Origin of the sequence: Bacillus cereus group sp. BfR-BA-01441, assembly GCF_022663075.1 — a bacterium.
Classification (GTDB): Bacteria; Bacillota; Bacilli; order Bacillales; family Bacillaceae_G; genus Bacillus_A; species Bacillus_A cereus.
Genome location: NZ_JAKUEU010000013.1, coordinates 20,884 through 33,331, shown reverse-complemented (window position 1 = coordinate 33,331; position 12,448 = coordinate 20,884). Strand labels below are relative to the sequence as shown.

The following is a 12,448-nucleotide window of genomic DNA, read 5'->3' as shown; positions in this document are numbered from 1 at the left end:
TATCATAACAAAATTTCTCTCTTTTTGTTCATGTAATTTTAAAGAAAAAAAGGAAGCTTTCGCCTCCATTTTTTCACCTTTATTTCTTAAAACTTTCATATTTTACAGCTTCAAAAGCTTCCTCAATTTCATCATTACGATAATGGACATATGTAAAACGGCCCAATTCTACTAATCTTGCTATTTCCTGTAACGCTTTATGCTGCTCATATGTTTCTTTCAGCTTAATATGTACATAAAACTTCATTAAAGGATGTTCATATAAAGGTTCTCCCACCTCTACATATACATCTTCAACCCCTTGTACAACTCTTACATAACTCGCAAATTGATAAAGTGCTTCTCTGTCTGAAACGATTTTTAATGTATACATATATTCTCCCCCTTTCCTTTACTATATCAAAAAGACGACCACACAATGTTATAGAACTATGAAATTTTTTCGACTTGTCATCTATATATTCAATAAAGAAGGCGTTTATCCATACATGACATCTTTTTCCCACATATATTATAGGAAGAACTTTTTTCATTTGAGGTGTTCCTTATGGATCCATACGTCAATATATGTATTTGTATTACTCCCGGTGCCGATATTTCTGATGACCGCATCGCAAAAGATTTAGCTGTTGCAGAATCAATTTGGCACCCCATTACATTTCAAATTCAAGAAGTAATTGTATTAAATGAACTTTTCCGTTTTTTTGACCGTGAAATCAGTTATAAAAATTCCATTCAAAGTCAAGAAAAGTTGGCATCCTTTTTCCAAACATGTGTAAATGAAGCTCCTGAATGCGACCTTTATATTTGTTATATTGGCAGTGATTATTTCAAAGAAACAGCAGTAATTGCCTGCGCTTATTCTTTAGCAAAACAACAGCAACTTACTGGCTATATCGTTTTAACAAATTCGGCTGCCCCTATGAAAAATATATATACGCTCGCTCACGAAATCGGTCATATTTTATTTACAAGACGTATTCATGGAAAACTTACTCATGCAGATCCTCATTCTCCAACCGGCTCGGAGCACCACCCTTCTCCAACAAATCTTATGTATCCGATAGTCCCTCGTCCAGAAAACGTTCATATTCATTCCTTATTAACAACAGAACAAAAAGCGCTCTCTTTACAAAGCTCTTTACTACAAAGAAAAAAACAGTAACCCTCATGTTACTGTTTAAAACAACTTGTTCCAATCAACAAACCAAATCCCGGCTGCTAGAAATAAAAATAGACAACTAAATGTAAATGTAATCCCTCTAAAAATCCCTATATAATATTTCTTTGGAAATAATTTTTGGTATATCCAGAGCAGCCGCTTTCCTATTAAACCGAAAAACAGAATATATCCTGATGTGTAATCTAATATATTAATAAAATAGTCAACATATATCCTTTTTATAAAAGAGTTATTGTTAGGTTAACCTTAGAAAACTACTACTCAATTTACCTATAAATAATACTGTCTCTCTTTTTATTCGTATACTTTCCTTTTTCTAATTTTATATGAATTTTCAAAAGCATATAAATAACAATGAAAAGAATTATTTGTTGTACATACATTCCAATAATACTTGATAAATCTATCATTACGAATACATATTCCAATGCAATTGGAACTAGTAAATACGCCAAAGTAAACCAACCACCAAATTTAATATTTACAATAGCTGCAAATAGAACTACTATTCCAACAAGAATGAAGCTTTCTGTCGCAGTAAATTTAATAAATGTTGTACCATAAAAATTATTTAATAATGCAATACTGAAAATTGATAAAAACCATATCGCACCACTTATATACATAATTAAAAATTCAGTTCTTTTACGCTTAAATGAGGCTGTTCTCATGCCCCATATTAATACACTAATTCCTACAAAAATCATAATTGGATATCCGATTAATTCAATTAAAGAATAAGACAAACGATGGTCGACTTCACTAAAAAATACACTCTTCATCATCGTGAATGCTAATAAATTTATAATGAAATAAAGCAATAATTTATAATTCCCTTTTTTATCAACTTCCATCTCTTTGGCAAGTTGATTTGCATACTCTTTTGGAGCATGACCGAATATATCATTTACACTCTTCCCTCTCTTTTCTCCTTCTATTAAATGAACTTCCGCATCTTCTATAAAGAAAAGAATATCAGCTTCTCTAATGCCCTTTGTTCGTAAATACCCTTGAGTATCATCTAAAAACTTTTGCCCTTCATTCGATAGCACTTTTATCACCCCCTTATTTAACCATTTCTCTTCTATTCGTCTTCATCATAATTTCAAGGAAAATTAAAATAAACAAACTTCCGTATAAACATATAATTTGAAATAGCATTGGCATGAGATCTTCAGATGTAAATGTTTTAAACAGTAACATAATAGAAAGTGGAATGATTAAATATAAGTTTTTAAACCATCCTTCAAAATATATATTTATCGCTACTGTTATGATAAAAATCCCACCAGCTAATATATAACTTTGGACTTCGGTGAATGTGAGCATTTTTGTAGGATATATCACATCTAATATCGTAACAGCTCCTAATAAAAACAATGGAGCAATCATAACTAAAGACCACATGGAAAACCATGTTTTTGTAAAGCTTGTGACGAAGGTCATTTTGCGAAGCAGAAAATTAGGACCTATAACAACTAAAATCAATGAAAAACTGTAACCGATACACTGAATAAGTGAAATCTGTAACATTCCATTATTCACTATTAAGATAGAAGCAATAATCCAAAAAGATACGATATTCATTACTGTAAAACCAATTTGCTTCCACGTTTCCTGTCTATCTCTTTCCATCACTTTTACAAGTTCATTTGCATATTCTTTCGGTGAGCTTCCGAAAATATCTTCTACACTCTTCCCCTCACTCTCACCTTCTATTAAATGAAGTTCTGCGTCTTCTAAAAAGTTTTCAATATCACTTTCTTTCACACTCTTTGCCGTCAAAAATAATCTCATATCTAACAAAAACTTTCGTGCTTCACTTGATAACATTATTTTCTCCTTCCCTTCCCTTCAAGTAGACGTTCTACACTACTTTGCATCGCTTCCCAGCGATCCATAAATTCATCAAGTGCTTCCTCGCCTTTTTCTGTTAATGTGTAATATTTTCTCTTTGGACCAGATGGAGATTCCTTCATTACGCTTGTTATTAGTCCTTCTTTTTGCATTCGTATTAATAACGGATAAATACTTCCCTCACTCGCCATTGTAAAACCATACTTTGCTAGCTTCTCACTCATTTCATAACCGTATATTTCGCCTTCAGAAATAATAGCAAGTAAGCATCCTTCTAAGATCCCTTTCAGCATTTGACTTGTCGACATAATTCAAATCCTCCTACTATCTTGTTTTACAAGATAGATAAGCGTAAGTATCTTGCTTTACAAAATAGTATAGCAAAGACTATTTTGCAAAACAAGATAGCTAACGATATTTTTTCCAAATGTTTGCAGGAATTTCATTATAGCTTCTCTAAATAGAGCACTATGAAAACTTTATTATGAAGGGATGTTTTTCATCATGGTTACAAATCGAGTTGTCTTTTTAACAGGTGCTGCGAGTGGTATTGGATATGAAATGGGAAGTGCTTTTGCAAAAGAAGGTGCAAAAGTTGTGATTACTGATCGTCTTGAAGAACGTGCGAAAGAAGCTGCTGAGCAATTACAAAGTGAAGGTTTTCAAGCTATCGGTTTAAAATGTGACGTTACATCTGAAGAGGAAATTACAGCATCAATTTCTCAAACAGTTAGTCATTTCGGTTCATTAGATATATTAATTAACAACGCAGGAATGCAACACGTTTCACCCATTGAAGACTTTCCAACGGAAAAGTTTGAGCTACTAATTCAAATTATGCAAATTGCTCCGTTTATCGCAATTAAGCATGCCTTTCCGATTATGAAACAACAAAAATATGGTCGTATTATTAATGTCGCTTCTATTAACGGCCTTGTCGGGTTTGCTGGAAAAGCTGCCTACAATAGTGCAAAACATGGCGTAATTGGATTAACAAAAGTTGCCGCTTTAGAAGGTGCTACGCATGGTATTACTGTTAATGCCCTTTGCCCTGGTTATGTCGATACCCCTCTTGTACGTAATCAACTACAAGACTTAGCTACTACACGAAATGTACCACTTGAAAATGTTTTAGAAGATGTTATTTATCCACTCGTCCCACAAAAGCGCTTATTACAAGTACAAGAAATCGCTGATTATGCTATGTTTTTAGCGAGTGAAAAAGCTAAAGGTATTACTGGTCAAGCTGTCGTTATCGATGGTGGCTATACTGCTCAATAAAAAATAAAGTTTGCTCAAGAAGAGCAAACTTTATTTTTTATCGCGAGGATCTTCGTACTTTAGTAATTGCCGCGGGAGCTTCTCAATTGCAACAATTACCCCCTCTAATTTACTTTCAATACGGTGGAGTAAATATAATGTTACAACAATTGGAAACCCTACATTACCTATCATCTTGATCCACTCTTCCATCCTCTTCTCCTCCTTTCATTATATAAGTAAGAGAAAACAATGCATTTAGGCATAAAAAAACAAGCTATTATGTATTAGCCTGTTTTTCAAATAATGATGCAATTTCTCGTTTATAATCCCCGCTTATAATACCTTTCTCAGTAATAATTCCTGTAATTAATTCGTTCGGTGTTACGTCAAATGCAGGGTTATAAACATTCGTTCCAATTGGTGCTACTTGTTTTCCAAAGATTTTCGTAACTTCTGTTTCATCTCTTTCTTCAATAATTATTTCGGCTCCAGTTTCTTTCGTAACATCAAATGTTGACAGTGGCGCAGCAACATAAAATGGGATATCAAAGTGCTTTGCTAAAATAGCTAAATTCATTGTCCCTATTTTATTTGCCGTATCTCCATTTGCGACAATTCGATCCGCCCCTACAATAATTGCATTTATTTCTTTCGTTTGAATAGCATGAGCTGCAGTATTATCTGTAATAAGGGTCACATTAATATTTGCTTGCTTCAATTCCCAGGTCGTTAAGCGACCACCTTGTAAAACTGGTCTCGTTTCACACGCATATGCATGTAAACGCACACCTTTCTCTTTTCCAATATAAAAGGGAGCTAATGCAGTTCCATATCTGGCAGTTGCGATACTTCCAGCGTTACAGATTGTTAAAATATTATCGCCATCTTTAAAACATGTTAACGCATATTCCCCAATATTTCGGCACACCTCTTCATCTTCCTGCTGAATGCGAAGCGCTTCTTCTTCTAATGTTTTTTGTGCTTCTTTTATTGTAGTAATCTCTCGAATAGATTCTCTCATACGATCAATTGCCCAAAATAAATTTACTGCTGTCGGGCGTGACGTTCCTAAATAATTACAATCTCTATTAAACTTCTTTTGAAATTCTTCAATATGTACAATGTTATATTTTTTTGATGCAAGCGCCAAGCCAAATGCAGCTACAATTCCAATTGCAGGCGCTCCTCGTACTTCTAACATTACGATGCTTTTCCAAACCTCTTCAATAGTCGTCAATGTTTTGTATTCTGTGCTATGCGGCAATTTCGTTTGATTTAATACCGCAATTGCATCACCTTTCCAGCTTACAGATCTCGGAACAGTAACAATTGTACTCACGCTTTTACGCCCCCTGAAACTGTCTGTTGAAATAATGTTCGAAACAGTTGAATATCAGCACTTTTAGATTCATATTTTATTAGTTCTTTACCTAAGGATAGCGCTTGTTTCTTAGCTTGAATTCTTGTTTCTTTATTTTCTATTTCATCTAAATCTGCTACATGAGCTAAACCAATTGTTCTACGAATCAGTTCACATCCGGCAAATCCAACTGCATCAGTAAAGATATTTTGCAAAATAATTGGTAACCATTGTTTTTCTTTCGTATATGCTTCTACACCTTCTCCAATCCATAACTTTGTAAAAGTTTCTACAAAATAACTCCACGTCTTTTCTATATGGAAAAATAGTACACTTCTTTTCTCTTCTTCTCTAGATAAAGCATTTAATAATAGATTTGCAATAAATTGACCTATGTCAAATCCAAATGGGCCATATGTCGCAAATTCTGGATCAATCACTTTCGTTTCAGAAGGTGACGAAAAAATACTACCAGTATGTAAATCACCATGAATAAGAGTTTCTTTTCTTGTTAAGAACTTATATTTATATTGTGCTACTTTTAGTTTTAAAGTTTTATCACTCCAAAGTTCATCAACCACGAGCTGTAAATCTGGCTCATAATCATTTGTATCATAATGTCCAAACGGATCTGTAAACACTAATTCCTCTGTAATTTTACAAAGGTCCGGATTTACAAAGGTACCTTCTAGTACCCTTTTCTCTTTTGACTGTAAACCAAAATCTGAAGTGTAAAATAAAACATGTGCTAGAAAACGACCAATATGCTGGGATAAAAGCGGATATTCTTCTCCGTCTATTAATCCTTTTCTTGTAATTGTTAGTCTTGATAAGTCTTCTATTACCGTTATCGCTAACTCTTCGTCATGACTGTACACTACTGGAACATAATCCGGTACATACTGCGCAAAAATTTGTAATGCCTTGCTTTCAATCGTTGCTCTTTTTATAGACAATGGCCAGCTTTCACCAACTACTTTCGCATAAGGCAGTGCTTGTTTTATTATAATGGATTTCTCTCCATCATCTAATTTAAACACGTAATTTAAGTTTCCATCTCCAATTTCATGACAAATGACATTTGCCTTCTCTTCAAAATAGCCATGATCTTTCGCATATTGTACAGCTGTTATTTCTGTTAATGAATAATATCCCATCTTCTTCTCCCCCTTTTTAAATTCAGAGGTTTTTCTAACATAGAAAAACCTCTTTCCACTAAGAAAGAGGTTTGAAGTTTATCTTCTCCCCTCTTATCTGCCAGAAAGTTTTACTTTCTGCTGGAATTAGCACCGTGCCTTTTGGCGTAATAAACGCCCCATTTCACAATGGTATTACGGTCGGTTGCTGGGCTTCATCGGGCCAAATCCCTCCACCTGCTCTTGATAAGAGTTGTATAATTTTTTGAATTTTTAACTTTATGTTGAAGACTATACCAAGAATAAAAATCACTTGTCAACATTTTATTTGTATAATTCTGGACGGCGATCCGCAAAAACTGGAATTCCTTTACGTACTTCTTTAATTTTCTCGAATTCAAGCTCTCCAAATAAAATTGATTCCTCTTCATTCGCCTCTACTACAACTTCACCCCAAGGATCCACAATTAAAGAATGACCTGCAAACACATTATTCGGATCCTTCCCTGCTCTATTACACGCAACAACATAACACTGATTTTCAACTGCTCTTGCTTGCAATAGCAAACGCCAATGTGCTAAACGAACTAATGGCCATTCAGCTACAACAAATAATACTTTTGCCCCTTTAGCAGTATGAACACGCATCCACTCTGGAAAACGAATATCATAACAAATTGTTCCAGCGCATTCAACATCATCTAGCTTAAATTCGCCCGTACCATTACCAGCTATTAAATATTTATGTTCATCCATAAGCTGAAATAAATGTACTTTACTATATTCGTTGACTAACTGTCCTTCATTATTTACAACATACATCGTATTTGTAACGCCTTGCTCTGTTTGCTTTGCTATGGACCCACCAACAATATGTACATCATATCGCTTCGCCCATTCTATTAACTTTTCTTTCGTTTCCACTCCATCCCTATCTGCAATTTCAGAAAGTCTCGTTAAATCATATCCTGTTGTCCATAGTTCTGGTAAGACGATAACATCTGGCCTTTCCTTCATAGCTTCACTTATTTTATTTTTAGCATTCTCAATATTTTTTTCTACATCTCCAAAAACAATATCCATTTGAATACATGCGACTTTCATTTTTTCAGCCCCATTCTTATTTTTCTCTTTACAAAATACTGGAAAGATTATATCATTTGTCACTAGAATTGTAACAACTTTCAAAAGAGGTGGAAAGTATGAAATTATTTCAACCTTCTGAGATAGTAACATCATTGCCAACACAATTTTTCGCTTCACTTGTTGCAAAAGTTAACAAAGTCGTTGCAGCTGGTCACGATGTTATTAATCTAGGTCAAGGTAATCCAGATCAACCAACACCGCAGCATATCGTAAAAGCTTTACAAGATGCTGCCGAAAAGACCATTCATCATAAATATCCGCCATTTCGCGGACATGAAAGCTTAAAGGAAGCCGTGGCTACATTCTATAAACGTGAATATGGCGTCGAATTAAACCCAAAAACTGAAGTTGCTATTTTGTTTGGTGGGAAGGCTGGACTAGTAGAATTACCGATTTGTTTTACAAATCCTGGTGATACGATTCTCGTTCCGGATCCAGGTTATCCAGATTATTTATCAGGGGTTGCTTTAGCAAAAGCACACTTTGAAAGAATGCCACTTATTGCAGAAAATAACTTTTTACCAGATTATACGAACATTGATGCCTCTATTGCAGAGCGTGCAAAATTAATGTTTTTAAACTATCCAAATAATCCTACCGGTGCTACTGCATCAAAAGATTTTTTTGATGAAACCATTCACTTTGCTAATAAACATAATATATTAGTTGTTCACGATTTTGCTTATGGCGCTATCGGATTTGATGGTCAAAAACCTGTTAGTTTCTTGCAAGCAGATGGTGCGAAAGATATAGGAATTGAAATTTACACATTATCAAAAACTTTCAATATGGCTGGCTGGCGCATCGCTTTTGCTGTAGGGAATGAAAGTGTGATTGAAACAATTAACCTATTACAAGATCATATGTATGTTAGTATATTCGGTGCAGTTCAAGATGCCGCTCGAGAAGCGCTATTAAGTTCACAGTCTTGTGTAATAGACCTTGTAAATAGTTACGAATCTCGAAGAAACGCTCTTATTTCAGCCTGTCACTCAATTGGTTGGAATGTAGACATTCCAACAGGATCGTTCTTTGCATGGCTTCCCGTTCCAAAAGGATACACCTCTGAGCAATTTTCTGATATTTTACTAGAAAAAGCACATGTCGCAGTTGCTCCTGGTGTCGGATTTGGTGAGCATGGCGAAGGGTATGTCCGTGTTGGTCTCTTGCATACAGAAGATAGATTACGAGAAGCCATTAATCGAATTGATAAATTAAATTTTTTCAAAAAGTAATTGACAACACGAAAAATATCTGACAAAATTCAGTTATCTTAAAAATTTAAACATTTCTAAATACTTCTTATCAAGAGCAGGTGGAGGGACGAGCCCGACGAAACCCGGCAACCGATCTACAATTGTAGACACGGTGCTAATTCTCGCAGCATTACGCTGACAGATAAGGAGCTGGTTGTAAAAAAACCTCTCCTTAGCTGAGAGGTTTTTTTATTTAACTAGGAGGTTATAACAATGAGCGGAATTATAGCGACGTATTTAATCCATGATGATTCACATAACTTAGAAAAAAAAGCTGAGCAAATTGCACTCGGTTTAACAATTGGCTCTTGGACTCATTTGCCACACTTATTGCAAGAACAATTAAAGCAGCATAAAGGCAACGTCATTCATGTTGAGGAATTAGCTGAACATGAACATACCAATTCGTATTTACGTAAAAAAGTAAAACGCGGAATTATTAAAATCGAATATCCGCTATTAAACTTCAGTCCAGATTTACCAGCGATTTTAACGACTACATTTGGAAAGCTATCACTTGATGGCGAAGTAAAACTAATTGACTTAACTTTTTCAGACGAGTTAAAAAAACATTTTCCTGGTCCAAAATTCGGGATAGATGGTATTCGAAATCTTTTACAAGTGCATGATCGTCCCCTTTTAATGAGTATTTTTAAAGGAATGATTGGACGAAACATTGGGTATTTAAAAACGCAATTACGCGATCAAGCAATTGGTGGTGTAGATATAGTAAAAGATGATGAAATATTATTTGAAAATGCATTAACACCACTTACGAAACGCATTGTATCTGGAAAAGAAGTTTTACAATCCGTATATGAAACATACGGACATAAAACGTTATATGCCGTAAATTTAACAGGACGAACTTTTGATTTAAAAGAAAATGCTAAACGTGCAGTGCAAGCTGGAGCTGATATTCTATTATTTAACGTATTTGCTTACGGACTAGATGTACTACAATCACTTGCAGAAGATGATGAAATCCCAGTTCCTATTATGGCACATCCTGCTGTAAGTGGTGCTTATTCAGCATCCAAGTTATATGGAGTTTCATCTCCATTATTACTTGGAAAGCTACTACGTTATGCTGGGGCTGACTTTTCATTATTCCCATCTCCATACGGAAGTGTTGCGCTAGAAAAAGAGGAGGCTCTTGCTATCTCAAAATATTTAACTGAAGACGATGCATCTTTCAAGAAGAGCTTTTCTGTTCCGTCTGCTGGTATTCATCCTGGTTTCGTTCCCTTTATTGTACGAGATTTCGGTAAAGATGTTGTTATTAATGCTGGCGGCGGGATACACGGACATCCAAATGGAGCGCAAGGCGGCGGTAAAGCTTTCCGTACTGCAATTGATGCTACTTTGCAAAATAAACCACTCCATGAAGTAGACGACATAAATTTGCATAGTGCACTACAAATATGGGGAAATCCCTCTTATGAGGTGAAATTATGAGTATTCAAGTATTTTGTGATTTCGATGGCACGATTACAAATAATGATAACATTATGTCCATTATGGAAAAATTCGCACCACCAGAAGCCGAAGAAGTAAAGAATAAAATTTTATCACAAGAACTATCCATTCAAGAAGGTGTTTCTCAATTATTTCAATTAATACCTACTAATCTGCACGATGATATTATTCAATTTTTAATAGAAACTGCTGAAATCCGTAGTGGTTTTCATGAGTTTATACAATTCGTAAAGGAAAATAACATTTCTTTTTACGTGATATCAGGTGGAATGGATTTCTTCGTCTATCCACTCTTACAAGGAATCATTCCAAAAGAGCAAATTTATTGTAATGAAACAGACTTTTCAGCAGAGTTTATTACAGTTAAATGGCCTCATTCTTGTGATGATCATTGTCAAAATCATTGCGGATTATGTAAATCATCATTAATCCGTAAATTAAGTGATACAGATGACTTTCATATTGTAATTGGAGATTCTATTACTGATTTACAAGCCGCGAAACAAGCTGATAAAGTATTCGCTCGCGATTTTCTTATTACAAAGTGTGAAGAAAATCATATTGCTTATACACCGTTTGAAACATTTCAAGATGTGCAAGCTGAATTAAAACTTTTGTTGGAGGTGAAGGCATGAAACAACTTTTTCGTCAATGGTATGACTTAAGCGAGATAAAAAAAGAGTTAACAACACGAAATTGGTTCCCAGCAACAAGTGGTAATATTTCTATAAAGGTTAGTCATGAACCACTTACTTTTCTTATTACGGCAAGCGGTAAAGATAAAACAAAAACCACTCCAGATGATTTTCTATTAGTAGATCATGTAGGAGTTCCCGTTTTAGAGACTGAATTACGCCCTTCAGCAGAAACAATATTGCATACACACATTTATAACAATACGAATGCCGGTTGCGTACTTCATGTTCATACAACCGATAATAATGTCATCACAAATTTATATAGTGATGCAGTCACCCTTCAAAATCAAGAAATTATTAAAGCTCTCGATATTTGGGAAGAAGGTGCAACCATTCACATTCCTATTATCGAAAACCATGCCCATATCCCAACACTTGGAGAAAACTTCCGAAAGCATATACAAGGAGATTCGGGTGCAGTATTAATCCGTAACCACGGTATTACCGTATGGGGCCGAGATAGCTTTGATGCAAAGAAGAGATTAGAAGCTTATGAGTTTTTATTCCAATTTCATATAAAACTATTATCAATTCAAGGAGGCGTTTCTAATGGCGCAAATTCGTATTCATGAAGTAAATACTCGTATTGAAAATGAAGTGGAAGTATCTAAATTTCTACAAGAGGAAGGCGTTTTATATGAGAAATGGAATATTTCTAAACTTCCTACTCATTTAAATGAAAATTATTCGTTAACAGATGAAAACAAAGCTGAAATATTAGCTATTTTTTCAAAAGAAATCGCTGATGTTTCAGCACGCCGTGGTTATAAAGCACATGATGTAATTTCACTTTCAAATAGCACCCCTAACCTTGACGAATTATTAATTAATTTCCAAAAGGAACACCATCATACAGATGACGAAGTTCGCTTTATCGTCAGTGGTCATGGCATTTTCGCTATTGAAGGTAAAGATGGGAAATTCTTTGATGTTGAACTTGAGCCAGGCGATTTAATATCTGTTCCTGAAAATGCAAGACATTATTTTACCTTGCAAGATGATCGCCAAGTTGTAGCTATTCGTATTTTTGTGACAACTGAAGGCTGGGTTCCAATCTATTAAGGTAGTTA

Annotated in this window: 16 protein-coding genes and 2 riboswitches; of the genes, 7 read left to right on the top strand and 9 right to left on the bottom strand. The window is 34.8% G+C overall.

What is annotated here, in order from left to right; all coding sequences use genetic code 11:
* Positions 1-79 precede the first annotated feature (79 nt).
* Positions 80-373: a DUF3928 family protein gene (locus MR107_RS08295; RefSeq protein WP_000288330.1), complete on the bottom strand. Its 294-nt coding sequence runs from the start codon at positions 371-373 to the stop codon at positions 80-82.
* 174 nt (positions 374-547) lie between these two features.
* On the opposite strand from MR107_RS08295, the gene MR107_RS08290 reads away from it, so the two are divergent.
* Complete coding sequence (locus MR107_RS08290; protein WP_000371606.1) at positions 548-1,165, top strand: ImmA/IrrE family metallo-endopeptidase; 618 nt, start codon at positions 548-550, stop codon at positions 1,163-1,165.
* Positions 1,166-1,180: 15 nt separating this feature from the next.
* On the opposite strand, the gene MR107_RS08285 is transcribed toward MR107_RS08290, so the two are convergent.
* From MR107_RS08285 to MR107_RS08270, 4 genes are read right to left on the bottom strand one after another with little or no spacing between them, the layout of a single operon-like run.
* Positions 1,181-1,405, bottom strand: a complete 225-nt coding sequence (locus MR107_RS08285) for a DNA-binding protein (protein ID WP_369812837.1) — start codon at positions 1,403-1,405, stop codon at positions 1,181-1,183.
* Positions 1,406-1,449: 44 nt separating this feature from the next.
* Entirely contained in the window at positions 1,450-2,235 is a 786-nt protein-coding gene (locus MR107_RS08280) for a DUF1129 domain-containing protein (protein ID WP_090977141.1), read from the bottom strand.
* Positions 2,236-2,248: 13 nt separating this feature from the next.
* Complete coding sequence (locus tag MR107_RS08275; protein WP_071729755.1) at positions 2,249-3,016, bottom strand: DUF1129 domain-containing protein; 768 nt, start codon at positions 3,014-3,016, stop codon at positions 2,249-2,251.
* Positions 3,016-3,348 carry a PadR family transcriptional regulator gene (locus MR107_RS08270; RefSeq protein ID WP_000107977.1) on the bottom strand — a complete coding sequence of 111 codons (333 nt, stop codon included), beginning with the start codon at positions 3,346-3,348 and terminating at the stop codon, positions 3,016-3,018. The genes MR107_RS08275 and MR107_RS08270 overlap by 1 nt, the downstream gene beginning before the upstream one ends.
* Before the next feature lie 196 nt (positions 3,349-3,544).
* Here MR107_RS08270 and MR107_RS08265 point away from each other — a divergent pair, with 196 nt between their 5' ends.
* The gene (locus tag MR107_RS08265) at positions 3,545-4,321 is read left to right on the top strand and encodes a 3-hydroxybutyrate dehydrogenase (protein WP_000258450.1); all 777 of its coding nucleotides are present in this window, start codon (positions 3,545-3,547) and stop codon (positions 4,319-4,321) included.
* 30 nt (positions 4,322-4,351) lie between these two features.
* On the opposite strand, the gene MR107_RS08260 is transcribed toward MR107_RS08265, so the two are convergent.
* From MR107_RS08260 to MR107_RS08245, 4 genes are all read right to left on the bottom strand, one after another.
* A complete protein-coding gene (locus tag MR107_RS08260) occupies positions 4,352-4,513 on the bottom strand; it encodes a YvrJ family protein (RefSeq protein WP_000393336.1) in 162 nt (53 codons plus the stop codon).
* Positions 4,514-4,580: 67 nt separating this feature from the next.
* Complete coding sequence (gene mtnA / locus MR107_RS08255; RefSeq protein WP_226368675.1) at positions 4,581-5,642, bottom strand: S-methyl-5-thioribose-1-phosphate isomerase; 1,062 nt, start codon at positions 5,640-5,642, stop codon at positions 4,581-4,583.
* The gene (gene mtnK, locus MR107_RS08250; protein ID WP_242292235.1) at positions 5,639-6,820 is read right to left on the bottom strand and encodes an S-methyl-5-thioribose kinase; all 1,182 of its coding nucleotides are present in this window, start codon (positions 6,818-6,820) and stop codon (positions 5,639-5,641) included. Before mtnK ends, mtnA begins: the two co-directional genes overlap by 4 nt.
* 90 nt (positions 6,821-6,910) lie before the next feature.
* Positions 6,911-7,052: riboswitch (SAM riboswitch) on the bottom strand.
* A gap of 71 nt (positions 7,053-7,123) precedes the next feature.
* On the bottom strand, positions 7,124-7,987 hold the full coding sequence (locus MR107_RS08245; RefSeq protein ID WP_002204714.1) for a carbon-nitrogen family hydrolase: 864 nt from the start codon (positions 7,985-7,987) through the stop codon (positions 7,124-7,126).
* Between the two features lie 14 nt (positions 7,988-8,001).
* On the opposite strand from MR107_RS08245, the gene MR107_RS08240 reads away from it, so the two are divergent.
* From MR107_RS08240 to MR107_RS08220, 5 genes are all read left to right on the top strand, one after another.
* Entirely contained in the window at positions 8,002-9,180 is a 1,179-nt protein-coding gene (locus MR107_RS08240) for a pyridoxal phosphate-dependent aminotransferase (RefSeq protein WP_000765510.1), read from the top strand.
* A gap of 64 nt (positions 9,181-9,244) precedes the next feature.
* Positions 9,245-9,350, top strand: a riboswitch (SAM riboswitch).
* Positions 9,351-9,414: 64 nt separating this feature from the next.
* Positions 9,415-10,659 carry a 2,3-diketo-5-methylthiopentyl-1-phosphate enolase gene (gene mtnW, locus MR107_RS08235; RefSeq protein WP_000014181.1) on the top strand — a complete coding sequence of 415 codons (1,245 nt, stop codon included), beginning with the start codon at positions 9,415-9,417 and terminating at the stop codon, positions 10,657-10,659.
* Positions 10,656-11,315: a 2-hydroxy-3-keto-5-methylthiopentenyl-1-phosphate phosphatase gene (locus MR107_RS08230; protein WP_000027461.1), complete on the top strand. Its 660-nt coding sequence runs from the start codon at positions 10,656-10,658 to the stop codon at positions 11,313-11,315. The genes mtnW and MR107_RS08230 overlap by 4 nt, the downstream gene beginning before the upstream one ends.
* Positions 11,312-11,950: a methylthioribulose 1-phosphate dehydratase gene (locus MR107_RS08225; protein ID WP_000811341.1), complete on the top strand. Its 639-nt coding sequence runs from the start codon at positions 11,312-11,314 to the stop codon at positions 11,948-11,950. Before MR107_RS08230 ends, MR107_RS08225 begins: the two co-directional genes overlap by 4 nt.
* Positions 11,928-12,440 (top strand): 1,2-dihydroxy-3-keto-5-methylthiopentene dioxygenase, encoded by a 513-nt coding sequence (locus MR107_RS08220; RefSeq protein WP_000057313.1) that lies wholly within the window; start codon positions 11,928-11,930, stop codon positions 12,438-12,440. The genes MR107_RS08225 and MR107_RS08220 overlap by 23 nt, the downstream gene beginning before the upstream one ends.
* The last annotated feature ends 8 nt before the right edge of the window (positions 12,441-12,448 follow it).

Coding starts and splice junctions, on each gene's coding strand:
- MR107_RS08295 (WP_000288330.1), bottom strand. CDS start 373: ATGTATACATTAAAAATCGTTTCAGACAGAGAAGCACTTTATCAATTT.
- MR107_RS08290 (WP_000371606.1), top strand. CDS start 548: ATGGATCCATACGTCAATATATGTATTTGTATTACTCCCGGTGCCGAT.
- MR107_RS08275 (WP_071729755.1), bottom strand. CDS start 3,016: ATGTTATCAAGTGAAGCACGAAAGTTTTTGTTAGATATGAGATTATTT.
- MR107_RS08270 (WP_000107977.1), bottom strand. CDS start 3,348: ATGTCGACAAGTCAAATGCTGAAAGGGATCTTAGAAGGATGCTTACTT.
- MR107_RS08265 (WP_000258450.1), top strand. CDS start 3,545: ATGGTTACAAATCGAGTTGTCTTTTTAACAGGTGCTGCGAGTGGTATT.
- MR107_RS08260 (WP_000393336.1), bottom strand. CDS start 4,513: ATGGAAGAGTGGATCAAGATGATAGGTAATGTAGGGTTTCCAATTGTT.
- mtnK (WP_242292235.1), bottom strand. CDS start 6,820: ATGGGATATTATTCATTAACAGAAATAACAGCTGTACAATATGCGAAA.
- MR107_RS08240 (WP_000765510.1), top strand. CDS start 8,002: ATGAAATTATTTCAACCTTCTGAGATAGTAACATCATTGCCAACACAA.
- mtnW (WP_000014181.1), top strand. CDS start 9,415: ATGAGCGGAATTATAGCGACGTATTTAATCCATGATGATTCACATAAC.
- MR107_RS08230 (WP_000027461.1), top strand. CDS start 10,656: ATGAGTATTCAAGTATTTTGTGATTTCGATGGCACGATTACAAATAAT.
- MR107_RS08225 (WP_000811341.1), top strand. CDS start 11,312: ATGAAACAACTTTTTCGTCAATGGTATGACTTAAGCGAGATAAAAAAA.
- MR107_RS08220 (WP_000057313.1), top strand. CDS start 11,928: ATGGCGCAAATTCGTATTCATGAAGTAAATACTCGTATTGAAAATGAA.